A 26193-nucleotide genomic window follows, 5' to 3' on the forward strand; every position below is an offset into this window, starting at 1 on the left:
TGATATGTGAGAACAACGGCTTGTTTTTACACCTATGAGTGGATAAGGTAGCGACATTGTGCCAGCTTTTCGTGGCTAAAAATCAGAGTCAGTGTATGGATACGGTAGGGAAACAGATGAAATTTAAGCTAATAATATTAGTCAGTTTGATGTTAGCGCTTAGCGGCTGTAGCGCATTTTTTAACGGCAATACCACAGAGAAAAATGCGGTATCAAGTAGCTTAGTCGAGTATCTCTACCCCGATGAGAAGAGTCGCCAAGCTCAGCAGCCATCCCTACCTGTGCTACGTTTGCCTATTACTGTCGGGCTCGCTTTTTTACCTTCATCCCATTGGCAAGCCGATGCCATCGATAGTCGCGCGCAAATCGCCTTGCTCGACAAGGTCAAACAATCCTTTATCAAATACGACTACATAGATCGCATCGAAATCATCCCTAGCACCTATCTTAAAAATGGCAAAGGTTTTGACACCCTGCAGCAAGTCGCCCGTTTACACGATGTCGATGTAATGGCGCTGGTCTCTTACGATCAGTTGATGCAAAGCCACGAAAATAAATCCGCCATCCTTTATTGGACTATTGTGGGTATGTATGTGATCCCAGGTAATGAAAATGCCATTCAAACCTTTGTCGATACGGCAGTATTTGATATGCGTAGCCAAAAGATGCTCTTTAGGGCCCCGGGCATTAATCAGTTAACAGAACGCTCAACCGCTGTTGGCGTGACAACAACCCTAAGGGAGAAATCCTATGAGGGCTTTGATCTTGCTGTGAACGATATGATAGTCAATTTAGATGATGAGCTCGCCCGCTTTAAAACTCGGGTTAAAGAAGAGCAGGTGGCCACCATAGAACATAAACAAGGTTATAGCGGTGGTAGCTTATCCCTATTAATCCTTTCGCTACTGGGGATATTTGCAATTCGCCGTTTAACTATCTGTCGGGAATAGTTGAGTTGAGTTGATTGGTTTGGGCCTATTTACTGAGATAGGGAAGGTGAGATAGAGAAGGTTAGTTAGGACGATATTTATGCCGTTAAGAGCACTGCTGTAATGATGGCAATCTTAACTAACCACACGGTTAATCCCGCGAAAAGCTTTTGCCCCAGAGCTTGCTAGCGCTCCTTTGTTCATTTGGAGTTCACGAACGAGTTACCCTACAAAATCTCATCTATTAGCCCCCACTTTAAGCGCTTCGCATAACAGTCCCAATCTAGATAGGTATACAATCATATCTGAAAACGCTTGTTTTTGAGGGCGTTGAGAACAATATCTGTGCGCGAAATCCCATATACATGATTTAAAGTCATTTAAAATCAGTAAGGTATCTATAAGTTGTAACGGTTAGATAATAGGTTTGGAAAACATGCATGGGCGTTTTTCTAGATGGTATATTTGAAGTAAAGCTGATAAGTTCTTTACATACAGATAGTTAACTGTGCGCTATTCTCTGATGCAACTAAACTAGATAAACGCGCATGCGTACTAATAAACAGTTAAATGTTCAAGGTAGTCATGACTAAGATCCGAGTGCCAATTTCTAATGATATTACCGCCGATGTAATGTTTTCATCGGATCGAACTTGCTGTGTATGCAGAGAGCGAGGCAAGGCTGTTCAAATTCATCATATTGATGAAGACCCTAGCAATAATTTATTCGAAAATTTGTCTGTGCTTTGTCTTGAGTGCCACAATGATACGCAGCTAAAAGGTGGCTTCGGCAGAAAGCTAAATGCTCCTTTAGTAATAAAATACCGCGACGAATGGATTGAAAGGGTCTCTGAAAGAAGAAAAATTGCTGATGAAATGGCTGTAAGCAGACAAGTTGGAGATGTGAGCATAAGCCAACAAGTAGAAAAGAGCACTTTTAAGGTGCATCCACCTACTGAGTTAAAAGATCCACCAATGGATTATATAAACTCTTTGCCTAGTTTTAAGGTGGCGTTGCTATCTCAAGCACAGCACAAATGGGACACTGGTGTAACTGCGACGATAGTACAGGCCAATTATGATTATATTGATAGCTTAACTGGCGTATTGGTTACTCTTTCAAACTACTATTCTCCAGAACAATTCGGTGAGTTATCGCCGCAACAATACTTTTCTGAGATCATTTCCTCAAGGTTTCAGTGGCATAGGACTATTGCAGAACCTCATGGCCCAGGAACTGGCGGAACAATAGTTAATGTGACGGTCGGCGGCAGTGTAATGAGTGATATTGAAAAAATGATTGAGGATATGGTTATGGCGTTGGTTGGCTACGATGATTCATTTGATTGGAGAGGCTGGCCAAAGCGATGGCAGGGTCAAAAAGTTTAACAAGCGCATGTTGTTGTACTGGTTTTCCGCTGTGCTTCAAACCAGTCGTAAATGCTAGCGTTAATTACCTATGGAAGGTTCTATGCAGGATTCGATTAAAGAAATTAAAGACTCGATCAAATACCATCAAAAAAGAGTTAGCCAAATCAATTGGGCTATGTGGTTATTGATTATGCTTGCTGCAATTTTGTTTCTATTCATCTACTCAATGCTTGATACGCAAGTTAAAAACCTTGCAGACATAATGAAGTACGCTGCTAGCGCTGGAATTAAAACGATGGACTCCGCTCCAACCTCAATGTCGTCTCCTGCCAATAGCAGTAACTTAGGGTTTATGGTCATTGCGATGTGTGTCGCGAGGCTTCTTGTTTATTTTGGGCAGTTAAGATTTCACTTGAAAGAAATTTCTTTGCATCAGCAAGAGCTTATATCTCTAACTAAAATTCGTGCTGCACAAAACTCAGAACTGCCAGAGACTGTTAGAGGTACTTTATTGAGAAGTGCTACAGCAACAGAGTCCAGTGAAGAGCCAGCTCTTCATATACCGTCTGAAGCTATAGCTAAAATTAGCGAGGCCGTTACAGACAGGTTAAGCCGACTCATTTCGGGTAAGGGTCATTAACAAACACATTTAATAATCCAACATGTTGGGCTTGGATGCCATAGTCTTTTCTTCATATGGCTAGATTCAACGAAATACCACCATATATTTAGAAGGTAAGAATGAAAAAAGTAATATTGGTTGTGGGGTTGTCTTTTAGTCAGTTAACATTTGCTAATGATGTCGAAAACCTGTTTAAAGAATCTATCTCGTATTATCGAAATGCTACTTTTTGCATGTTTTATGATAAATCTAACATGGATGATGATTCGTACATGGCTTCCTATTATTCATTATCCAAATCTGTACAGGAATTAGAAGAAAGCATGTCTTGGTCAAAATGGGGAGCTAAGAAGGTATTGGACTATATCATTATTCAAGAAGTTGTAGAGCAGTCATCCGAAAGTGAGGCTGCTCAATTGAAGAATCGATGCGCAAATATTTCCAAACACGCAATTCATTTGTCAGCAAAGAGCTTGCGAGACGGCATAGAAAAATTAAAAGAATCAGGTGAATTGTAGCTCACGTGAGTACAAGGTTAACAAGACGTTTAAGTGGGAACCTCAACGCTTGGTATTTAGGATTTGATTCAGTTTTAGTGTATGTGACGCAATGGGTTAGGTTGGATGGTAGCATTATTCCCCACCCTTAACACGACGTTACCCCATAGAAAATTTTATCCGAAACTGACGAGTTAGAGTTAATGCTTTAACTCGAAAATATCCCAAAGCGAGACACATATTTTCTTTAAAACATACAGATTACGCTGCTGCTAAACAGGTGAGCCATGGTGATTAGCGAGACGACCGTCCGCCCCACGGACGGGGCGGTCGAGCATCCAAGGATGGACTCGCTGCGGGTCGTCGAGTAAATGCCATGGCTTACTAATTCGTAGGAACAGCATGTTTGCCCGTCACTCAAAAATTTTATCTTTTCTTATCTCAACGTATTCCTAGTTTTTAGAGCTTCATGTATTAAAATCATATTCTAACAAAATAAGGGAGTGCGATAAGGGCGATGCCGATGGCGATAAGTAGCGCGAGATTGGTGACAAAATAAGGGTAAATCATCAGGGTGAGGCCGACGACCAGAGGGATGGGGGCGGCTTGGCGTTTGCCGTAGGTGAAAAAGCCAAGACCAAAGAGGCTAAAGACTAAACTCCATACTAATAATGCTGGATTATCAAACATCTTGAGTTCCTCAGTGGTTAACCTTGATAAGCGCTGACCTTATCACAGCGTCAAATTGGTCAATCGATTGTAAACTATTGGTTAAGCGGCAGTGTCGCTTGGTTGAGTCTACTGCTAAATATCCCATGGCGTAATTAAGCTTTATTTATCTTATTCGCTGCGATGTTGCCTTATTTCACTCGTGCTATAGCTCATATAACTCTAAGGGTAAGCCGTCGGGATCGCTAAAGAAGGTGAATTTTTTACCTGTGTATTCGTCAATGCGGACGGGCTCGACGGCGATATGATGGGCAGTTAGGTGCTTAATCGAAGTTTCAATAGATGCGACGCGAAAGGCGAGATGCCTAAGGCCGCAGGCTTCGGGATAGCTAGGTCGTTTGGGTGGATTGTCGAATGAAAACAACTCAATTTGGCTCTTATCGGGTAGTTGCAAATCGAGTTTGTAGGACTGGCGCGCTTCACGATAATGCTCTGCCAGTACGGTAAGTCCGAGAATGGTCACATAAAAATATTTCGATTTTTCATAGTCACTGCAAATAATCGCAGCATGGTGAATGCCGAGTAACATCGCTTTCCTCTATGGTTTTTAAATGGCTTTGACATGCTTTTTAAATGGGTTTGAGAGTATAACGCTTAGAAAAAGAGCGCGTCACAGCTTAGTGTGACGCTATCGGTCGATTTCACTTTTTTAGCTCGTCTAATTTGCTCGCTCGTTTAATCTTTTAGCTCAAATATGGCCGAAGACAGCGGCGCGAGTTGCAGTTGAACTTGCCCTTCACCTTGTTTGATGACCAACTGTGCCGAATGATCTTCAAGCAAATCCTTAAGTGAATAGGCAGCGTCCGTTAACTGCCATTGTGCAATAAGTTGTCTTGGCAGTTTAAGGGATAATGGTTTTGCGTCGGTTTGGCTAAAGTTACTGACAATAATCAGCTTTTGGCTCGATTTATCGGCAGTATTTGCCTCAAAGCGCACAAAGGCGAAGGTGCTGTCATCATAACCCGTTGCGGGTTCAGTAGGGCTACGATTCGCGGCATCGAGCGAGTAGTACTGACCTAAAAGTGCCGGCGCCGTTCGGCCCGTGCTTAAGTTAAGCAGTTTTTGATAGTACGTCCGCAGGGATTTTTCCTGCGCCGTTGATTGGCCGCCATCAAACTTGCCTTCATTCATCCAGCGTTGGTGAGCGGGTACGCCAGCATAATCAAAGATACTGCTACGGGAGGCGCGGCCAAAACCGAGATCTTGGCTTGCGGCTTCGCCGACTTCCTGGCCGAAATACACTAAGGTCGGTGATGTGCCAATCGTGGCTGATACCACCATGGCGGGCAGAGCGTAATGGGGATCTACTGCCTCAGTATTCACTGGCGTATTGGCGTTGAGTGAACCTAAAAATGCTGCATTACCAATACGTTGCTCATCATGGTTTTCTAAAAAGTGCAGCATGTGGGATTCAATATCTTCAACCTTGGCCTGATCAGCGGCAATATTTGCTGTGCTTTTTTTACCCGCCATCACAGCTTTAAGGGTGTCGTAAAGATCCACTTTGTCGTACAGATAATCCATTTTGCCAAGCTGAATATAATCGCGGTATAGCGCTGGGTTATAGACTTCGGCCAGAATAAAGGCTTCGGGATGGCTATGTTTTATATGACTATTTAAATAGCTCCAAAATTCGACTGGCACCATTTCGGCCATATCGTAGCGAAAACCATCCACCCCTAAAGCCAGCCAATATTGGGCAATTTGATTGAACTTGATCCAAGAGTTGGGTAATTCACTCGTTTGTTGCTGCCAAAAAGCATAGTGCTGCTCGGCGCCGAGTTTGGCATAGCGTGGCGGCAGACTCGGAAAATCCTGTGTGCCATCGGGACGCACACCGTAATTGATTTTAACTGTCTCATACCAATCATTAATATCGGGTTTAGCGAGGCGTGAGCCATTGCCCGTCCATTTCGCGGGGAATTCCTTAAATTGGCCATCGCTTAAGGGATGATGTTCGCCCCCTAAGGGTTTTAGGTTTTCCGGTAAGTCAGGCACTTGAAAGCCATGGGCCTGATGGTTTTGAGGCTGATGCTTCTGAGACTGATGGTTTTCTATCACATAGTAAAAGTTATTATGTTTTGCATATTCAAGTGTTTGATTATCATCCACGCCAAAATCACGGACTCCCTCGGGTTTGCTGACCGAGTGATAATGACGGGCCACATGGTTGGGCACTATATCGATAATCACCTTTAACCCTTGCTGATGGGTACGCTTAATCAGCGCTTGAAACTCCTCTAAACGCTTAGCGGGATCCACGGCCAGATCGGGATTGACGTTGTAATAATCCTTTACCGCATAGGGCGAGCCCGCGCGGCCTTTGACCACATCGGGATCGTCCGCACTAACTCCGATGGCACTGTAATCCCCAATCAGAGCATGGTGGGGCACCCCCGTATACCACACATGGGTGACGCCTAACTCTTTGATACTATTAAGTGCGATATCGTCAATGTCATTAAATTTCCCCACACCGTTTTCGCTAATGGTACCCCAAGGTTTATTGGTTTGATTCTTATTGCCATAGAGGCGGGTAAAAATCTGATAAACCACAGGTTTCAAGGCGTTGGCTTCTTGAACGGCCCCATCATTGGCTTTTGCTGCAAGCTTTGACGATGTTGTTTGAGCGGTATCAAGCGAGGCGGGGCTATTATTGCTTGCAAAGCTATTGCTGATAAAACTGTTGGCCTCAAAAGCACTGGCCGCAACACTACTGGCCGCAACACAATTGTTTGCAAAGCCCGTTAAGGCCAACAGGGTTAAAGCTTGCGACCAAAGATAACTGCGGCGTGTGATCCGCGATAATGGAAAATTCAATGTGAGATCCTTGTATACGATTTGCTGTCAAATCAGGCTGCTAAACTATTGCATAGCAGCCAAGTTCATCATTAACAGTGCACTCTTAAGTCTTAATTAGTCGTTATTAATCTCGAGCAGCATTATTCCAGCATGAGGCAGATTAAGCGGTTGATTAAGCTTGACCTTATCGCCAGTTAATATCGACATTGCCGCGGCACTGTTACCGAGTACGCTTTTAAAGCGTGATAAATCAAGCTGCTGCGGCTGATCATTCTTGTGGTAGATCACCATCACTTTATCCGCATCCGCTTGGTGACAGGCATGCTGTTTTGTTGGGGCGGCGTTATTCGCAAGGCATCTAAATTGTACATATACGCCATCCTGCGGTACAAAATGCAGTAAATCACCCGATTGCAGCGCAGGGGAGTGTTTACGGTAGTTGAGTAAGGTACGAACAAATTCCTGCGCCTGTGATTGTGCAAGCGTTAAGCCTTGGCCGCTAAAACCACTCACTTTGCTGTTGGCAAATCCGCCGGGGAAGTCGCTACGCACCACACCGTCGTGACGGCCTTCTTTCGGACTAGTCATTAACACTTCGGTGCCATAAAACAACTGTGGAATACGTTTGGCCGTAAGCACATAGGTGAGTGCCATCTTGTACAAGTCGATATTTTCGTTCACTAAACTAAAGAGCCGATTGGTGTCGTGATTGCCTTCAAATAGCACTAGCCTACTGGGTGACGGATAAACCACATCGTTGGCTAACATCTTGTAAAGCTTGATAAAACCTGTATCCCAGCCCTCTGGTTCATTGAGGCTGGCGATCAATTTTTCATACAGCGGGAAATCCATCAAACTGGGTAAGTCTGAGGTATAACCATCGGGATTGATTTTTCCCTTCTGCCAGTAGGACACGGTAATGGGATTGGCGGTCCATTCCTCGCCGACAATATTAAAATTCGGGTATTCCTCCATCACGGCCTTAGACCATTTAGCCAAAAAGTCTTTGTCGGCGTAGGAATAAGTATCTTCGCGGATCCCCGACAGCCCTGCGTACTCCACCCACCAAAGACTGTTTTGAATAAGATAGGTGGCAAGTTTGGGATTACCTTGATTCAGATCCGGCATAGTGTCGGTAAACCAGCCGTCGACAAAGTCGGCCTTATCCTGCGCAGCGGCGTAGGGATCTTGCACTGTGGTGCGTCTATGGCTGGTATAGCGGGGCGTATTCTCAATTGCAGGATTGTTTAACCAATCTTTACTGGGTAAATCCTTAAGCCACCAATGGTTTGAGCCAATATGGTTGACTACAACGTCCATAATCACGCCAATGCCAAGTTTTTTGGCCTTAGCGACCAGGGCTTGATAATCCTCGTTGCTCCCAAAGCGGGGATCGACGTGGTATAAATCGGTAATCGAGTAACCGTGGTAGGAATATTGCGCCTGATTATTTTCAAGTAATGGGTTTATCCATAACTGAGTCACCCCAAGTTTTGCCAGATAATCTAAGTGCTGGTTTATCCCTGCAATGTCACCACCATGGCGGCCATCGGCGTTATCGGGCGCGGTGCGCTCCAGCATATTCGCTTGATTATCGTTAGTGGGATTACCATTGGCGAATCTATCTGGGGTGATAAGGTAAATCACATCCTTATTGCTAAATCCTTGGCGCTCACGGCTGCCAGGTGCCCGAGCTTGCAGGGTATAGGGTAGGCGATAGAGAGTTTTTGGATTTGTTGCGCCGGATTGGGTGTTGGAAATCAGCAACTCAAAGGTTTGTGGCTCAGCTTGGCTCAGATCTAAATTGATAAAGAGATAGTGAGGATTATCAGTGTGTTCAAGGCTTTTTAGCGTAATACCTTTCCCTTGGATATCCACCCTAAGCTGCTGGGGTGAGCTTGGTAAATCGCGGCTATAGAGCATCAATTGCAACACAGGATTTTGCATCCCCGCCCACCAGAAAGCGGGTTCAAGTTTTACATTCGATGATATATTCGGCTCTAAGGTGTTTGCATAGGCCGTATTAAATGAAGAGCAAACCAAACAGAAGTAAAACGCTATTAGCCAATATTGACGGATCATAATGTAAGCCTTTTAAAGATAGGTATGTAAAATTCGCTGGCATGATGAATTTTAAAATAGCTGAAATCTAAATAAGCAAAAGCCTGCTTCTAAATTGAAGCAGGCTTTATTCATAATGACTTACAGAGAATAACTAAAACCTAGGAAATACTGTCTACCGAAGTATTGAATAGTGCCTGTTTGGTGTTCTTCACCAAAATAGGTTTTGCTTGGCTCATCGGTTAAGTTATTAATTTGGAATAAAAACTTAAGCCCATTTTCCAGTGCATATGATGCTTGATAATCCACAATTGTTTCAGCATCGAAGAAGGCGAGTTGTGACTCAACTGCAACTTGCTCCGATACATAACCACTGCGATATCTCATGCTCACGCGGGTATCGAATCCGTCCAATGTATAAAATAAGGTTGTATTCAATACATCTTCTGATAGACCTGGCAATGGAATGGTTAAGTTTGATCCACTTAAGTCGGTAGTAAATTCCACTTCACTGTCTGAATAGGAGTAACTACCAGTAAAACCAAGACCACTCAATGGTGATGGAAGGAAATCAAACACTTGGGTATAACCCAATTCGATACCACGAATATAACCGCCATTGTCGTTGTTGATCGCAGTTTGATATTGACCTTCATCCTTCACAACAGGGAATTCTACGCCATTATCAACAATAGTATCGGGAACAATAAATCCATTACCTTCAAAGTCATAAGGTTGAATAGTAAAGTCGTTAATGAAAGATTTAATATCTTTGTAGAACAAGGCTACAACGACCGCACCTTCAGATTCTTCAAAGTAGTGCTCGTAGGACAAGTCATATTGATCCGCATAGAAAGGATCTAATAGCGGACTGGTATTACCCCACGCATTGTACTTTTTATATCCTTCTGTGGAGGCATTATCGTACCAAGACCCCATACCAGACTTTAATTTGTTAATCGGAGGACGTGACATCACTGATGCTGCAGCAAAACGCAGTTGATCGTTTTCAGTCAGGTGGAAGGTTAAGTTGAGTGATGGCAGATAATCGGTATAGGTTTGACCAACTTCATTGCGGATATAATCCGTGCTCACGACACCCAACTCATCGGTAATCGCTTCGCCTAGACCATAGCCAACTTGTTGTAGACCTTTACTGCTTTGGTCTGTGTGAACAACACGCACACCCAGGTTACCTGTGACTTTAATATCGCCTAAGTCAAAATCAAGATTACCTTGAACATAACCCGCTAGTACGTCTTCATTCACCGAACCACTTTGGATCATTGTCCAGTTGTTATCCCAATTTGCCGTTGGGGTAAAGGGTGATTGACCCGTTGCTGCCAATTGTGCGTTAACAAGTTCAAGCGCTTTATCAAAGTCAATTGCAAGGAAACTAGGGTAGCCAGAGAGCTCTCCACCAAAATCAACCACTTTAGCCATATCGCTGTTGAGCGTTAGAGCTGGTTGGTTACTTGGATTTGGATCATATTCAAAACCGTAGCCTGCTTGTGAGCGTTGAGCGTTAAACTCGCGCTCAGCATAGCGCACACCAAAATCAACTGAAGAAATAAAGCTGGTGTCTAAAACATAGTTAAAGTCTAATTTATAGGCGACAAGATCATTTTGCTGATTATAGGGCCACATACCCACTTGTTTTAGACCCAGAGTGGCGGTATCGGTATAGTCGTTGGTAAAGCTGACATCCGCAGGACTTAAGCCATTGAGTTGATACGTAACGGATTCTGCCGAACGAACTTCATTACCAATGTCATCGTACAATATGGCGCGGGTGCCGCCGTTGACAAACTCGCCATCGGCTTTTGAATAGCTCACATCAGCAGCGACGGTTAGTGCACCGCCATTGTTCCACTCGACATTGACTGAACCCGATGTGAGTTCGGAATACTTAGAGTCGTTATCGTTGATAACGAAAATAGAAAAATCATCAGTACTATCGGTAGCTACAGAAACAGTACCACCTGTCATTGATCCATTTTCGACAACGGCATCACTGATAGTGCCATTCTTCAATGACTTAACACGGAAACCACGGGCAAAGTTTTCAGAAGTGAACTTTGAATGGAATAGATCGCCCTTGACGCTCAGACTATCGACAGGCTGCCAATGGATCGCAGCCATGTAGCCATCACGGGTATCATCCCCCCCTTTTTGCTGCATTTCAAAACCTTCACTGATTGATTCAGTGGTGCCATCACCGTCGACATCTTTTTTATCATCATTAAAACGTAAGCCGATGAATTGGCTAGCGACATAAGGTTGATACAAGTGCGCATAGCCGAGAGCGACCCCAAGCGTGTCTTCCAGAAACTTACCTTGATAAGCAAAACTTAGGCGATTGCCATATTGCTCGGCGTCGGAAATTTCATCGGCTCTGTCATTGAAACTACCGCGGGCATTGATGTTAAATGATTGGTCTTTATCACTTTTAAGAGGGTCTGCAGTTTTTAATTCCACAGTACCAGCAACGCCACCTTCAATGAGTGATGCTTTTGGTGTTTTATAGACGGCAGCTTGGCTAATTAATTCAGATGGGTATTGATCAAACTCAATGGCGCGTTTGCCACCCGTTGTGACTTGTTCATGTCCATTGAGAGTTGCGAATACAAAATCACCATCTAGGCCACGAATATTCAGACCACTGGCTTGACCGCCTGTTCTCACCGCAGTCACACCGGGTAAGCGCGTTAGAGCATCGGCGATGGATTGATCGGGTAGTGCACCAAGATCATCGGCTGAGATAGATTCCGAGACAGTATCACCAAATCGTTTATCATTGAGCGATTTGATAACACTGGTTCTAAAGCCTTTAACTTCAATTACTTCAATTTCAGCTTCTTTTGCCTTAGCCTCTTTATCTGCCACTGCATCTGCGGCGTAGGAATGCATGCTAGCACCTGCAGCGACGAGCGCTAAGGTCAGCAAACTGGGTTTAAATCGCATCATATCTTTCTTCCCCTTGAAGTCGCTTTTATCGCTTTTATCGCTTTTATAGAGCGTTTTATCGTTATCACCGCGTTATCTATGCGGCCTTTTTTGGTATCTCGGCGCTTAATTGACTGCATAAGTGCTGCGTTTATGACCAAATTGTTATGCAACGGTGAAGATACTACTCCCGAGTTTCTCGCTGTCACAATATTGTGCATACGTATTCAATCCGCCTTCGGCTCCGTAAACGGCCGCTTTAGGGCAATAAATGCGCTGGTGGAATAGAAAAATTTATCACATAAATCATTGTTAATTATAGGCTAAATTTATATGGGTTTTGTGGGCTTTTCGGTGCTCGGCATTGCATACGTATGCAGGTGTATTGAACCTTATTTCCCTCTTCACGTATGCTCGGTGTCACAAAATAAAGTCGCAGCGCCTTTACTCTACAGTAACAATGCCGTAACTGTTGATATGAGTCTTTCTGGGTTAGCTCGCTGAAGAATAATGATAAAGGGGCAACAATGAGTGAGTTAACTTGGTGGCGTGGAGCCGTGATCTATCAAATCTACCCACGCAGCCTTTTGGATACCAATGGCGATGGTGTCGGCGATTTGCGCGGTATTATTACTAAGTTAGATTACATTGCTAGCCTGAATGTCGATGCCATTTGGATTTCGCCTTTCTTTAAATCGCCGATGGCGGACTTTGGTTACGATATCAGTGATTATCGCGAAGTGGATCCGCTCTTTGGTTCGATGCAGGATTTTGATGAACTGATTGAAAAAGCGCATCAACGTGGGATTAAGGTCATTATCGATCAAGTGCTAAGCCACACCTCAGATCAGCATGCTTGGTTTATCGAGAGTAGAGAAAGCCGGAGCAATCCCAAGGCAGACTGGTATGTATGGGCCGATCCTAAGGACGACGGTACCGCCCCTAACAACTGGTTAGCCATTTTCGGTGGCTGTGCCTGGGAGTGGGAGCCGCGCAGACAACAATACTATTTACATAACTTCCTGCGTAGCCAACCCGATATTAATTTCCATAACCCGCAGGTGCGCCAAGCTGTGCTGGATAATGTCGAGTTCTGGCTTAAAAAGGGCGTCGATGGTTTCCGCTTAGATGCGATTACCTTCTGTTATCACGATGAGCAGCTCAGGGATAATCCTGCCAAGCCTAAGGATAAACGTCAGGGCCGAGGTTTTAGTGAAGATAATCCTTACGCCTATCAATATCATTATTACAATAATGACCGACCACAAACTATTCAGTTTATTGAAGATCTGCGTAAGCTTATCAACCGCTATCCCGGTGCCGTTACCTTAGGTGAAGTGTCCGCCGAAGACTCGCTCGCCGTAATGGCCGCCTACACTAAGGGCGAAGATCGTTTGCATATGGCCTACAGTTTTGAGCTGTTAACCGAGGATTATAGCGCTGCCTATATTCGCCAAACGGTCGAAGCATTAGAGGCCAGTATCGGCGATGGTTGGCCCTGCTGGGCAATAGGCAACCATGATGTGCAACGGGTGGCGAGCCGTTGGGGGCAGGGTATCCCCGATTCGGATTGCGTCAAAATGCTCAATGCTATGCTCAGTTCCCTGCGTGGCAGTGTGTGTAGCTACCAAGGTGAAGAGCTGGGATTAACCGAAGCGCCCATAGAATACCATGAGCTGCAGGACCCCTTCGGCAAAACCTTCTGGCCAATGTTTAAGGGGCGAGATGGTTGCCGTACTCCTATGCCTTGGCAACAGCATGAAGATTTCGGTGGCTTTAGCCAGGTATCGCCTTGGTTGCCCGTGGCCGCAGCCCACCGAGAATTCGCCGTAGATGTGCAAGAAGCCAATCCAGATTCCACGCTCAATGGTTATCGTCGCTTCCTTGCGTGGCGTAAATCCCAGCCTGTGCTTATCGAGGGGGATATTCAATTTATCGATGCACCCGAGCCGTTATTGGTTTTTGTGCGCAGCTTAGGACAACAGCGCGTGTTGGTCTGCTTTAACCTTATGGCGGCAGATACCACGCTCAGTCTGGCGGGGCTTGAGATACAACAGGAACTCACGGGGCACGGGTTGAAAACCGCGCAATTAGCCGGAGAAATGTTGAAGTTTGCCGCATTTGCCTGCTATTACGCGGTGTTAAAGTAAAAAAGTTTCAACTTAAGTTGGGTGGGGTGGTATAGATACGGGATCTTTACCTCCTATCCTTGTACGACAAACGCCCAATGGGCATGGGAAGCAGTGCCGATTTATCCCCATAGATAATAAAAACATTATAGAGAGTACTATTATGGCGTCATCAATTAACACTAGTAGCCCCACGAGCAGCGTGAGCGATGCCGGAAACGGTAACTATCGTTTCGCACTCGTGTCATTGACTTCACTGTTTTTTATGTGGGGTTTTATCACCTGTTTAAACGATATCCTGATCCCGCATCTTAAAGCGGTATTTTCATTGAACTATACCCAGGCGATGTTGATCCAGTTTTGCTTCTTCGGTGCTTATTTTCTGGTGTCTATCCCCGCGGGGAATTTAGTGAAAAAGCTGGGTTACCAGAAGGGAATTGTCACAGGTTTAGTGATTGCCAGTATAGGTTGTGCGCTGTTTTATCCCGCGGCAACACTGGCGACTTACGGTTTATTCCTTGCGGCCTTATTTGTGCTCGCATCTGGGATCACCATACTCCAAGTGGCGGCGAACCCCTATGTTAATGCGCTGGGGAGCAGCGAGACCGCCTCGAGTCGTTTGAATTTAACCCAAGCATTTAACTCTTTGGGGACGACGGTTGCGCCATTCTTTGGGTCAATATTGATTTTATCCGTTGCGGCATCGGTTTCGGCGGATTTAGCCCAAGCCAATGCTGAAGCGGAAGTGGTGAAATTACCTTACTTGCTGCTCTCTGCGGCGTTAGCGGTTTTAGCCATCATTTTTGCTAAGTTAAATTTACCCACTATTCGTGAACATACCGAGGGTGCGTTGGGGGAAACTCAGACTCACTTAGGCAAGACGAGCGCACTGCAGAGTACGCACCTGGTACTGGGTGCCGTAGGCATCTTCGTTTATGTCGGGGCGGAAGTGTCGATCGGCAGTTTCCTCGTTAACTTCTTAGGTGAGTCGCATATTGCCGCTATGCCAGAGGAACAAGCGGCTCATTATATTGCCTATTATTGGGGCGGCGCTATGGTAGGGCGGTTTATTGGCTCGGCTGTGATGCAAAAAATTCCGGCGGGAACCGTGCTCGCTTTTAATGCCCTCATGGCGGCGTTACTTGTCGTTATTGCTATGACCACCAGTGGCAGTGTGGCCATGTGGGCGATTTTGGGGGTTGGCTTATTTAACTCTATTATGTTCCCAACCATCTTTAGTCTCGCGCTGCGGGATTTGGGGCCCCATACGTCACAGGGGAGCGGTATTTTGTGTTTGGCCATTGTTGGCGGCGCGGTTGTGCCATTACTTCAAGGTGTGCTGGCCGATAATTTGGGTATTCAACTGGCCTTTATTTTGCCAGTGATCTGCTACGGTTTTATTTTGTTCTACGGTGCCAAAGGCTCAAAAATGTAGAGAGTTAAACGGCCTGACCTAAAAAGCGATCCATAGGATCGCTTTTTTTATGGCTTTATCCTTAACGAGGCGCCAGTATGCTTGCGTATTGGGGCTTGACCTCCTATGATCCTCCGGTTTTATCATTCACGGTGACCTTTAAATGTTGAATTCTCCGCTTTCTGCCAGCTCGAACGAATTAGTGATCAGTATCTTAACTATGGTGTTGAGCCAAGGAAAACCCCTAGATCGGGCTTATTCTCAGCATTTTTCTGGGTTGCAACTCGTGCCCGCCGAACAGGCGCGGATCGCCCTGGTGACCGGAGATATTCTGCGCCGCTTGAATCTTTACTGTTTCCTCGCGGAAATTAGCCCAGATGAAATGGAGCGATTCGGTTCTAAATTACTGAACGCTTGGCATTTATTTCACAATCTTGATTTACCTAAAATGCAGTATTCATTGCCTGTGGATAGTAGCCGCCTTGCCGAGCGTATCGAACAAGCTAAAGGCAAACCTGTGCTGTGGGACGGTTGTCCCGAGTGGCTCGATACTATGGGTCATGAGCAGTTAGGTGATGGATGGCAAAGGGAACGGGCGGCTTTAAGCATGGCGCCAAAGCGTTTTTTACGGGTTAACGGCCTAAAAGTGACCCGTGAAGAATTAGCCCAAAAACTTGCCGCAGAATATGTGAGTACGCTGGTGGTACCTGAAGTGGATTCTGCGCTCGAGGTTACCTCTGACTCGGCGTTGTTCCGTACCAACAGTTTTAAAGAGGGTTTGTTTGAGCAGCAAGATGCGGGCTCACAGCGGGTTGCGGCAGCGCTAGATGCCAAACCGGGCATGAGAGTCATCGATGCCTGCGCCGGCGCCGGCGGTAAAACCTTACATATTGCCGCGCAAATGCAGGGCAAAGGGCGTTTGCTGGCCATGGATGTGGAGCAATGGAAGCTCGATAAACTCAAAGAACGTGCCCGTCGCAATGGCGCCCACAATGTCGAGACGCGCCTTATCGCCAGTAGCAAGACCATCAAACGGTTAAAATTGACCGCAGATCGGGTTCTGCTCGATGTGCCATGCTCCGGATTAGGCGTGCTGAAACGTAATCCCGATGCAAAATGGCGCGATACTGCCGAGCGTTTACCGGTACTGATGGACCTGCAAAAACACATTCTCAATAGCTACAGCCGAATGGTTAAAGTGGGTGGGATAGTGGTTTATGCCACCTGTTCAATCTTCCCCTGTGAAAATCGTGGTCAAATAGACGCATTTTTGGCTGAGAATCCAAACTTTCGCTTAATTGAAGATGAAACGATTAGCCCCGCGGATACTGGCTTTGATGGTTTTTATCTAGCAAAATTGGAACGCATTCAAGAGTAATCACCTTCGCCCTAAAGCCCGTACTCCCTGAGTTAAAAGGTTGCTTTGGGGCGCCTTAGTGCCTAAAATTCACCCTTAGTTTACAAAGGTTGCTGACCTTAGTAACAGTTTATCTGCCCGCTAAACTTTTAAGGGATGTATGGACGAAGGCATTAATGTCTCAGTGAAACTCGACGGGATCCCACTCACTCTCGACCATGATGTGAGTCTCGAATGTTATAGCGGCATTCTCTCTATGTTGCTTAACGGCGCTCCCCTCGGTGAAATTCTCCACGCGCTTGTGCTTAAAATTGAAGCCCAGCGTATTGGTACTCGTGCATCTGTTCTGTTGCTCAGCGATGATGGCAAACGCTTGCTCTTTGGCGCGGCTCCCCATTTACCCGATAATTATAATCAAGCTATTCATGGGGTTGAGATAGGCCCTGATGTTGGCTCCTGCGGCACCGCCGCTTTTACGGGTGAAAGGGTGATTGTTGAAGATATCGCTAAGCATCCCTTTTGGGAAAAGTATAAAGCGATTCCACTGAGTGCGGGCCTTAAGTCCTGTTGGTCTGAACCTATCAAAGATAGTCATGGCAAAGTGCTGGGGACCTTTGCCATGTACTATGACGAAGTTAAATCCCCGACACCACAGGATTTAACCTTAATTGCCGAGGCCGCAAGATTAGCCAGCCTTGCCATAGAACGTAGCCGTTCGATGGAGTTTCAGCGATTAGCCGTGAAAATATTTGATCGCCTCCCTTTGGCCTTAGTGATCACCAATGCGTCTAATAATGTGTTATATGCCAACCGGGCATTTAGCCAAATCGTCCAACCTCAAACACTTGTTTCCCGTGAGTTTAATCCCGCTTTATTCCTCTCACCCTCAGAGCCCCATGAAGTCGATATGCTGTTTCAGCATCTTGGCGAAGGAAAAATGTGGCAGGGCGAGTTAATTGGCCTGCGGGGCAATGGTGAACATTTTCATCTCGATCTTACCGTTACCGTATTTCGTGAACCCCACAGCACTCAAAATGGCTTTGCTTGGCTATTTTCGGATATCAGCGAGCGTAAGAAAGCGGCGCAGTTGATTAAATACCAAGCCAATAATGACTCCCTCACGGGGCTTGCCAACCGGAATGCCTTATTCCGGCAAATCCAAGAGCTGATTACCGCCGACAGTTTAACCCCAGGTTTTAGCTTTATGTTGATGGACTTAGATAATTTTAAGCAAGTTAACGATACCTATGGGCACGACAAAGGCGACATGTTATTGATCCAAGTTGTCGAACAAATTAAGGCTTGCTTGAATGACAGCATAGTGTTTTCTCGCCTTGGGGGAGATGAGTTTGCGTTGTTATTACCGGGCGTGGTGACCCAAAAAGAGCTTTCACAGCTTGCTGAGACCATTAATAAGCATGTTTATCGCCGCTATGAATTATCTAAGGACAAAGGCGTTTATAGCTCTGTCAGTATCGGGATCGCACGTTTTCCGGAGGATGCGCTCGATTTAGAGCAATTGTTAAACTGCGCCGATCAGGCCATGTATATTTCTAAGGCAAATGGGCGCAATCGTTATCATTTTTTTACCGAGCAAATGCAGCAAAATGCGGAGCGAGTCGCCAATTTACACACTTTGCTTAAGCAAGCCTTAGATCAAAAGGCATTCGAGCTTTATTTCCAACCTATTGTAAATGCAAGCACTGGCTTAATTGTGCGGGCCGAAGTGTTATTGCGTTGGCAACATGAGGGCCAATTTATCCCCCCCGATGAGTTTATCCCCATCGCCGAGAATAGCGGTTTAATCGTGGATATTGGCCGTAATGTCCGCCGAAGTGTGATGGAAACCATTTTAGAGATGCAGGCCCATGGCTGGCCCATCAGTTTAGCCATTAACGTCTCTACCTTTGAGTTTTGGTCCCATGAGTTGCAGGATGAGTTTTGTGACTCCTTCGCCGATATCATTGATGATTTGGGCCGAGTGGATTTTCCCTACCAGTTGATTACGCTGGAGATCACTGAATCGCTGTTGATGAAGCAACATATGCATTTAATCAAAGTATTAAATGAGTTACGTGGCAGAGGCGTAAAAATTGCTTTAGATGATTTTGGTACTGGCTACTCCTCTTTATCCTATTTAGCCAACTTTCCAATTGATCAGATTAAGATTGATAAAAGCTTTATCGACCGACTAGAGGAAGGTGAGCGCCATGAGGCGTTAGTGGAGGCAATAGTGCGTTTGAGCCATGCGCTAAACCTCAGTGTCACGGCGGAAGGGGTGGAGAATGAATCGCAGCTTAGGTTTGTGGTCGCCAATCATATTCAAGAGATCCAAGGTTATCTCTTCCATAAACCTATGACTAAGGCGGCTTTTTTTGAGTTGCTAGCTAAGCAAGCCTAGAAAGGGTTTTCCCTTCATCTGAATTTGTTCTATTAAAAGAAAGAGCGCCTAAGGGCGCTCTTTATGCTTTAAAACAGTAGATTATTTTTTAAAAACAGAAGCTTATATTTTAAAGCCCACAGCTTCGTTTTTAAATCTGCAACTTAGTGTATTAGGCTTTAGGCGTCACTTGGCTGTTGATCACCACACTTAAATAGTCAGTGAAATCGTGACCGTGATTTTGCAGCATTTTAGGGAACATTGAAATCGGAGTTAAACCTGGGAAGGTATTGATTTCATTTAGTAAAATTTCATTGTCAGCGGTTAAGAAAAAATCGATGCGCGATAGGTGTCGCAGCTTCATGCCGGTAAAGGCTTTAATGGCATAGGCACGAATTTGATCGCTGATCTCAATAGGCACATTTTGCGCGACCACGTCGGTGCGGGCCTTGCTGTTCTTAGCGTATTTTTCATCGAAGGTGTAAAACGTATTGCTGTCGCAGATGATTTCACCCGGCAGGGTTGCCACAATTTCACCCTTGTATTCGTATACCGCGACTTCTAACTCCCTTGCATTAATGGTTTTTTCAACCACAACATAGGGGGCGTAACCAAAGGCATCCTTAAGGACTGCGGCGACATTGTGGCTAGTGTCGACTTTGTAACAACCAACGGATGACCCCTGAGAAGCGGCCTTAATGAAGATGGAACCCCACTGGGCTAATGCCGTTTGGGTTTGGGCAATGGCATCCTCATCGTATTGATGGAGGAAAATATAGGGCGTGTTGGGGATCCCTAAGGCCGAGAACCACATTTTGGCGGTAATTTTGTTGAAACAATTACTGCTGGCTTCGGATTCACAGCCAAAATAGGGCAATTGGATCAAATTAAAATAGGATTGAATATCGCCGGTTTCCCCGGGATAACCGTGGATGCAAGGGATAACATAATCCACTGGCCAAGGGGCTTTAGTTTCATCACGAAAGCGGATCTCACGGTTATTTGTGAGTTCACAATCGTCACCCGCCGCGGTGCGGTACTGGCCAAATTTATCCAGCTCAACGCGTAGGACGGAAAACTGATCGGATTTTGCCAATGAGGTTTCAAAATAATTAGCCGACATTAGGGAAATATCGTGTTCCGCACTTCCACCGCCGCACAGCAAAAGTAGATTGATCTTAGACATTGGGATTCCTCAAGTGAGCAAAATCGGAGCGGGTAGTGAACGCTTATCCTGCATCCTATAACATAGCCGTTGCCATCTTAGTTTTCTTATCCCCATCAGCGCAAGGGCTGTGGCATAGGACAGTGATCGAGTGGTGAATTTTAACGCAGCATATCCCTAGGGCGCTTTGGCTTAGCGACTAAAATGCAGCAAACGATTATTGGCCGGCATGGCAAAATCCTGTTTGAGTGAAAAACCATGTGCATTGGCTAGCTTACAGATCCATTCAATATCCCGGATCCCACTTGCGGGGTCACGCTGCCTCAAAAATGCATCAAACTGGCGATTGCTGTCACTGGTAAATTGGCCTTGATAGTTAAAGGGACCATAAATGCACAGGGTGTTTAGCTGCGGCAGATTGGCGCCTAGGCCGCTAAAAAAGGCTTCCACCATCTCTTTACTCATAATATGCAAGGTATTAGCGGTAAATACCGCATCAATATCGGGCGTGAGACTATGGGTTGGCCATGGCTGAGTGACATCAAGGCATAGCGGTAAGCGTATATTCGATGCGGGGTTTGGCAACAGGGCTTCCTGCTCGCATCTGGCTTTGATTGCCGCAAGATACTCAGGCTGATCGCTGGTTTGCCAAATCAGATGGGGCAGATTCGCCGCAAAATAGACGGCATGTTGCGCCGTGCCACTGCCAATTTCGAGCACATGTTGGCTTTGGGAAAAGGCCTGTGTTAACAGGGCTAGAATGGGCGCTTTGTTGTTTTCACAGGCTTGGGAAAAGGGCAGTGTTAACATAGTATGCTTTGTAACCTATTGGTTTATTTATTAAAATCTAACTATCTTTTGTTGCTGCGAGTGTTGCCGTGTGTATTGCTGCGAGTGTTGCCGCATAAGTTAGCGATCTCTATTGACTCCAACTGGCCAGGTTAAGAGTGGGAGTATGAAGAGTGGAGAGTGTCGGTATCGCCTCATAACCTAAGCTAATAGCCTAACCTAAGCTCGGGGAAAGGGTAAGCCTCGATATCCCAGCTTGACGGCATTTTGAACTTAGTTATACTCGCAATATTGAACAAGTGTAAAAAATATAAAACAAATTAACGCTTGCCATCCTCGGATACTGGTTTTTGACCGGCTGCCACTATCAAGACTTAAGCCACTATTGCCATTAATTATTGCCAAAGGAATGTTATGCCCGCAGAACGCTGTGCCTCCTATTACAATGCCACCATTGACCAAGAGTCAGATTATCCTGCGCTTGAAGGCGACATTCGAGTCGATGTAGCCATTGTCGGTGGTGGTTTTACCGGTGTGGCAACGGCGCTGGAGTTATCCGAGAAGGGCTATAAAGTCGCGCTTATTGAGGCCAATAAAGTTGCGTGGGGCGCGACCGGACGCAACGGTGGGCAGGTGACGGGCAGTTTGTCCGGCGATGTTGCGATGACAAAACAGCTGCGCCGCCAAATCGGCCATGAGGCTGAAGATTATGTGTGGAATATGCGTTGGCGCGGCCACGACATTATTAAAAATCGGGTAGCCAAGTACGGCATAGACTGTGATTTAAAGTTTGGTCATATCCAAACCGCTTACCAGCCAAAGCACATGCAGGAGCTTAGGGCGATGCATGACGAGGCGCAGTGCCGCGGCATGGGTGAATTTATGACGCTGGTATCCGCCGATGAAATGCCCGCCTATTTAGGCTCACCCTTGTATCACGGCGGCTTAGTCAATCGGCGCAATATGCATTTGCACTCAGTAAATCTGTGCCTAGGTGAAGCTCGCGCCGCAGCAGATCTGGGGGCTCTCATCTTTGAACACTCGCCCGTGCTCGATATTGAGGAGGGCGATGTGGCGACTGTTATCACCGCCAAGGGAAAAGTGCGCGCCAACAGTGTGCTGATCGCGGGGAATGCCTACCATAAACTCGCCCGTCCAAAACTGCGCGGCATGTTGTTCCCTGCCTCTTTGGGCAATTGTGCCACGGCAATTTTGCCCGATGATATCGCTTTGCAAATCAATCCGCAGGATTTAGCCGTGTACGATTGCCGCTTTGTACTGGATTACTATCGCCTGACCGCGGATAAACGGCTGATGTTCGGCGGCGGCACTAACTACAGCGGCCGCGATCCTAAAAATGTGGCTGCGGAACTGCGGCCCGCGATTGAGCGCACCTTTCCGCAATTAAAGGGCGTTGATATCGAATTTGCTTGGGCCGGAATGGCGGGAATTGTGATTAACCGCATCCCGCAGCTCGGTAAAGTGTCGCCTAATGTATTCTATTGCCAAGGCTATTCTGGGCACGGAGTAGCGACATCGCACATTATGGCCGAGATCATGGCCAATGCGATGGATGGACAACTGCGTGAGTTTGACCTGTTTGCCGCCATGCGCCATATCCGCATCCCGTTAAATGAATGGTTTGGCAATCAAGCGCTTGCCTTAGGCATGTTGTATTACACCATGCGGGAAAATTGGCGTTAGTTTGCGCCGTTTTGCCTGCTACCAATCAATTTGCTCAAACATCACTTAATTTTGTTCGATGAGTTTTTCGGCAAGATAATCGACTAACACGCGGACCTTGGCCGACAGGTGGCGGTTTTGCGGATAGAGTGCCCAAATGCCTTCTTTGGCTTCGCGGTGACTGTCAAGGAAAGAGAGTAAACGTCCGGCTTGAATATCTTCTTCAATATAATAATCAGGTAGTTGCACTATTCCAATGCCCTTAAGCGCCGCATCCCTTAATGCGTAGCCGCTATTACAGTTGAGATTGCCGCGCACTTTAATATTACGCTCGCGGCCATTTTCCACAAAGCGCCAGTAATTATGATTCCCGATCAAACAATTGTGCTGGCTGAGTTCGGATAAGGTATGGGGCTGGCCGTATTTTTCTACATAGCTTGGTGAGGCGGCGACATAGTGAGTGCGGCTGCTGAGCGGTTTGGCCATCAGGCTTGAATCGGCGAGTTTTCCGAGGCGAATAGCCAGATCATAACCGCCTTCAATCAAGTCCAAGGTGCGATTGGTGAGGTCAACGCTAAATTCAATACTTGGATATTGCACCATAAAATCATTGAGTAACGGCATGATAAATTTCTCGCCATAGGCCACTGGCGCCGTGAGCTTGACTAAGCCTTGGGGTGAGTCCTTTAGGTTGGAGATGGCGCGCTCGGCTTCTTCTAACCCCGTTTGTAATTGGCGGCAATGGCGATAATAAATCGTGCCTTCTTCGGTGAGCGAGACTTTGCGGGTGGTGCGGTAAAACAGCTTTGTGCCGAGGCGATTTTCCAATGCCGCGATTTGGCGACTTACGTGGGCGATAGAAATATTGAGACGCTGTGAGGCCAAGGTAAAGCTTTCAGTCTCGGCCACGGCGACAAACTCAGAAATACCATCCCAGAGATACATTGTTGTTACTCAGTAAAAATGAATTGCAAGAATGCTAGATTATCAATCATTAGGAAATAAATACAATCAGGTTTATCCATAGCCCCAGTCGTTTTTGGGGATACGAGTCACTGCATACCAGAGGAAGGAATTAACATGTCAAATCAAGCACCACAGTTTATTAAATCAAAGGCCGCCGTTGCCTGGGGGCCGGGCCAACCCCTTAAGATTGAAGAAGTGGATGTGATGTTACCTAAAGCGGGCGAAGTCTTAGTGCGCATTGTCGCCACGGGCGTGTGCCACACGGATGCCTTTACCTTGAGCGGTGATGATCCTGAAGGGGTATTCCCGGCGATTTTAGGCCACGAAGGCGGCGGTATTGTTGAGCAAGTGGGCGAGGGCGTGACCAGCGTGCAAGTGGGCGATCATGTGATCCCACTTTATACTCCAGAATGCGGCGAGTGTAAGTTCTGCCTATCGGGCAAGACGAACCTGTGCCAAAAAATTCGTGCGACCCAAGGTAAAGGCTTAATGCCCGATGGCACCACGCGTTTCTATCTCGATGGCAAGCCTATTTTCCATTACATGGGCTGCTCGACCTTCTCTGAATATACCGTTTTACCTGAAATCTCATTGGCTAAAGTCAATAAGAGCGCGCCATTAGAGGAAATTTGTCTGCTGGGCTGCGGCGTAACCACAGGTATGGGCGCTGTGATGAACACGGCCAAAGTGGAAGAAGGTGCGACCGTGGCGATTTTCGGCCTCGGCGGGATCGGTTTATCGGCAGTCATTGGGGCAACGATGGCGAAAGCCAGCCGCATTATTGCGATTGATATCAACGAGTCAAAGTTTGAGTTAGCCAAAAAACTCGGTGCGACCGATTGTATTAATCCAAAGAATTTCGATAAGCCAATTCAAGAGGTGATCGTTGAGATGACCGACGGCGGCGTGGATTACTCCTTCGAGTGTATCGGCAACGTCAACGTGATGCGTAGCGCGCTTGAGTGTTGCCATAAGGGCTGGGGCGAGTCGGTGATAATCGGTGTTGCCGGTGCTGGCCAAGAGATTTCAACCCGTCCATTCCAATTGGTGACTGGCCGCGTTTGGCGCGGCTCCGCCTTTGGTGGCGTGAAAGGGCGCTCAGAACTGCCACACATTGTTGAGCGTTACTTAGCGGGTGAGTTTAAGCTCGACGATTTTATCACCCATACTATGGGACTTGAGCAAATCAATGAAGCGTTCGAGTTGATGCACCAAGGTAAGAGCATCCGCAGCGTGATCCATTTTGATAAATAAGCGATTTTGCACGCTAAGTTGATGCTTCAGCTTGCTGTGACTAACGGGCAGACAGGTGCAAATCTGTCTGCTGTGTTGCTAAGGTTCAGACGATCAGCGCCATGACTAATGCTTAAGACAAGCGTTAAGAAAAACGTTAAGACAAACGCTAACAGATTGAGCTTAAAAGGACTTGTATGACCATAGAAAATATCAGTTGTAACAAGAGTTTCGGCGGTTGGCATAAGCAATATCGCCATCAATCTCAGGCGCTTAATTGCGAGATGCGCTTTGCCATTTATCTGCCACCAGAAGCGGTGAATAGACCTGTGCCTGTGCTGTATTGGCTCTCGGGTTTAACCTGCACCGATGAAAACTTTATGCAGAAAGCGGGCGCCCAGCGTATGGCGGCAGCACTTGGGATGGCGATTGTCGCCCCCGATACCAGTCCTCGCGGTGATGATGTGCCCGATGCGGCGGATAAAGCCTACGATTTAGGCTTAGGTGCGGGCTTTTACCTCAATGCGACTAAGGCGCCGTGGAATCGTCATTACAAAATGTACGATTACATAGTCCATGAGCTACCTACCTTGATTGAAGCGCATTTTCCCGTCACTACCCAGCGCGCTATATCCGGCCATTCTATGGGCGGTCATGGGGCTTTGGTGATTGGCCTGAGTAATCCGCACAGATACAGCTCCATTTCGGCCTTTAGCCCGATTTCGAATCCAAGTAATGCGCCTTGGGGCATTAAAGCCTTTAGCGAGTATTTGGGTGAAAATCGTGAACATTGGCGCCAGTATGATGCCTGTGAGTTGCTTAAGCTCGCGATTAGTGAAGTGCCAGTACTGATTGACCAAGGTGAGGCCGACAGCTTTTTAGACACCCAATTGATGCCACAATCCCTGGTGGATATCGCCCATGCTAAGGGTTATCCCTTAGATGTGCGGATGCAGCCGGGGTACGATCACAGCTACTACTTTATCGCGAGCTTTATTGAAGAGCACCTGAAGTTTCATAGCTTGTACTTTAAGCCGTAAATAGCCGATTCAGCCGTAAAGTAGCTAAATAAAAATGCCGCAACTCACTGAGTTGCGGCATTTTTTATGGTGCGATTGAA

At 46.3% G+C, this 26193-nt stretch carries 19 protein-coding genes; 11 read left to right on the forward strand and 8 right to left on the reverse strand.

Features of this window, described 5'->3' with window-relative positions; translation table 11 throughout:
* Positions 1–116 precede the first annotated feature (116 nt).
* The 4 genes from rhlP to JFT56_RS08765 all read left to right on the forward strand — a co-directional run bounded on the left by rhlP (position 117) and on the right by JFT56_RS08765 (position 3440).
* Positions 117–950: a rhombotarget lipoprotein gene (gene rhlP, locus JFT56_RS08750; protein ID WP_198783240.1), complete on the forward strand. Its 834-nt coding sequence runs from the start codon at positions 117–119 to the stop codon at positions 948–950.
* A 564-nt stretch (positions 951–1514) separates the two neighbouring features.
* Positions 1515–2318, forward strand: coding sequence for an HNH endonuclease signature motif containing protein (locus tag JFT56_RS08755; RefSeq protein WP_198783241.1), 804 nt, complete (start codon positions 1515–1517; stop codon positions 2316–2318).
* Between the two features lie 82 nt (positions 2319–2400).
* A complete protein-coding gene (locus tag JFT56_RS08760) occupies positions 2401–2940 on the forward strand; it encodes a hypothetical protein (RefSeq protein WP_198783242.1) in 540 nt (179 codons plus the stop codon).
* 101 nt (positions 2941–3041) lie between these two features.
* Positions 3042–3440 (forward strand): hypothetical protein, encoded by a 399-nt coding sequence (locus JFT56_RS08765; RefSeq protein ID WP_115015596.1) that lies wholly within the window; start codon positions 3042–3044, stop codon positions 3438–3440.
* 459 nt (positions 3441–3899) lie between these two features.
* Here JFT56_RS08765 and JFT56_RS08770 read toward each other — a convergent pair whose 3' ends face one another.
* The 5 genes from JFT56_RS08770 to JFT56_RS08790 form a co-directional block, all read right to left on the reverse strand.
* A complete protein-coding gene (locus JFT56_RS08770) occupies positions 3900–4109 on the reverse strand; it encodes a hypothetical protein (protein ID WP_198783243.1) in 210 nt (69 codons plus the stop codon).
* A 184-nt stretch (positions 4110–4293) separates the two neighbouring features.
* Complete coding sequence (locus tag JFT56_RS08775) at positions 4294–4677, reverse strand: VOC family protein (RefSeq protein ID WP_198783244.1); 384 nt, start codon at positions 4675–4677, stop codon at positions 4294–4296.
* Positions 4678–4823: 146 nt separating this feature from the next.
* Positions 4824–6968, reverse strand: coding sequence for an alpha-amylase family protein (locus tag JFT56_RS08780; protein ID WP_198783245.1), 2145 nt, complete (start codon positions 6966–6968; stop codon positions 4824–4826).
* 96 nt (positions 6969–7064) lie between these two features.
* Positions 7065–9032, reverse strand: coding sequence for a glycoside hydrolase family 13 protein (locus tag JFT56_RS08785; RefSeq protein ID WP_198783246.1), 1968 nt, complete (start codon positions 9030–9032; stop codon positions 7065–7067).
* A 120-nt stretch (positions 9033–9152) separates the two neighbouring features.
* Positions 9153–11978 (reverse strand): TonB-dependent receptor, encoded by a 2826-nt coding sequence (locus JFT56_RS08790; RefSeq protein WP_198783247.1) that lies wholly within the window; start codon positions 11976–11978, stop codon positions 9153–9155.
* A 506-nt stretch (positions 11979–12484) separates the two neighbouring features.
* On the opposite strand from JFT56_RS08790, the gene JFT56_RS08795 reads away from it, so the two are divergent.
* The 4 genes from JFT56_RS08795 to JFT56_RS08810 all read left to right on the forward strand — a co-directional run bounded on the left by JFT56_RS08795 (position 12485) and on the right by JFT56_RS08810 (position 19258).
* Positions 12485–14107: an alpha-glucosidase gene (locus tag JFT56_RS08795; protein ID WP_198783248.1), complete on the forward strand. Its 1623-nt coding sequence runs from the start codon at positions 12485–12487 to the stop codon at positions 14105–14107.
* 142 nt (positions 14108–14249) lie between these two features.
* Positions 14250–15521, forward strand: a complete 1272-nt coding sequence (locus JFT56_RS08800; RefSeq protein WP_198783249.1) for a sugar MFS transporter — start codon at positions 14250–14252, stop codon at positions 15519–15521.
* 142 nt (positions 15522–15663) lie between these two features.
* Positions 15664–16878 (forward strand): RsmB/NOP family class I SAM-dependent RNA methyltransferase, encoded by a 1215-nt coding sequence (locus JFT56_RS08805; RefSeq protein WP_198783250.1) that lies wholly within the window; start codon positions 15664–15666, stop codon positions 16876–16878.
* A 139-nt stretch (positions 16879–17017) separates the two neighbouring features.
* Positions 17018–19258, forward strand: coding sequence for an EAL domain-containing protein (locus JFT56_RS08810; protein WP_198783251.1), 2241 nt, complete (start codon positions 17018–17020; stop codon positions 19256–19258).
* Between the two features lie 151 nt (positions 19259–19409).
* Here the strand turns inward: JFT56_RS08810 and JFT56_RS08815 are convergent, their stop codons facing one another.
* Together JFT56_RS08815 and JFT56_RS08820 are read right to left on the reverse strand one after the other, a co-directional pair.
* Positions 19410–20423, reverse strand: a complete 1014-nt coding sequence (locus tag JFT56_RS08815; RefSeq protein WP_198783252.1) for a D-alanine--D-alanine ligase — start codon at positions 20421–20423, stop codon at positions 19410–19412.
* Positions 20424–20594: 171 nt separating this feature from the next.
* Entirely contained in the window at positions 20595–21212 is a 618-nt protein-coding gene (locus JFT56_RS08820) for a DUF938 domain-containing protein (RefSeq protein ID WP_198783253.1), read from the reverse strand.
* A gap of 393 nt (positions 21213–21605) precedes the next feature.
* Between JFT56_RS08820 and JFT56_RS08825 the strand changes: the two genes are divergently transcribed.
* Complete coding sequence (locus tag JFT56_RS08825; protein WP_198783254.1) at positions 21606–22895, forward strand: NAD(P)/FAD-dependent oxidoreductase; 1290 nt, start codon at positions 21606–21608, stop codon at positions 22893–22895.
* Positions 22896–22940: 45 nt separating this feature from the next.
* Here the strand turns inward: JFT56_RS08825 and JFT56_RS08830 are convergent, their stop codons facing one another.
* On the reverse strand, positions 22941–23819 hold the full coding sequence (locus JFT56_RS08830) for a LysR family transcriptional regulator (protein ID WP_198783255.1): 879 nt from the start codon (positions 23817–23819) through the stop codon (positions 22941–22943).
* 135 nt (positions 23820–23954) lie between these two features.
* Between JFT56_RS08830 and JFT56_RS08835 the strand changes: the two genes are divergently transcribed.
* Complete coding sequence (locus tag JFT56_RS08835; protein ID WP_198783256.1) at positions 23955–25094, forward strand: S-(hydroxymethyl)glutathione dehydrogenase/class III alcohol dehydrogenase; 1140 nt, start codon at positions 23955–23957, stop codon at positions 25092–25094.
* Between the two features lie 176 nt (positions 25095–25270).
* Positions 25271–26113: an S-formylglutathione hydrolase gene (gene fghA, locus JFT56_RS08840; protein WP_198783257.1), complete on the forward strand. Its 843-nt coding sequence runs from the start codon at positions 25271–25273 to the stop codon at positions 26111–26113.
* The last annotated feature ends 80 nt before the right edge of the window (positions 26114–26193 follow it).

The sequence above is a fragment of the Shewanella putrefaciens genome, assembly GCF_016406305.1.
Classification (GTDB): Bacteria; Pseudomonadota; Gammaproteobacteria; order Enterobacterales; family Shewanellaceae; genus Shewanella; species Shewanella putrefaciens_C.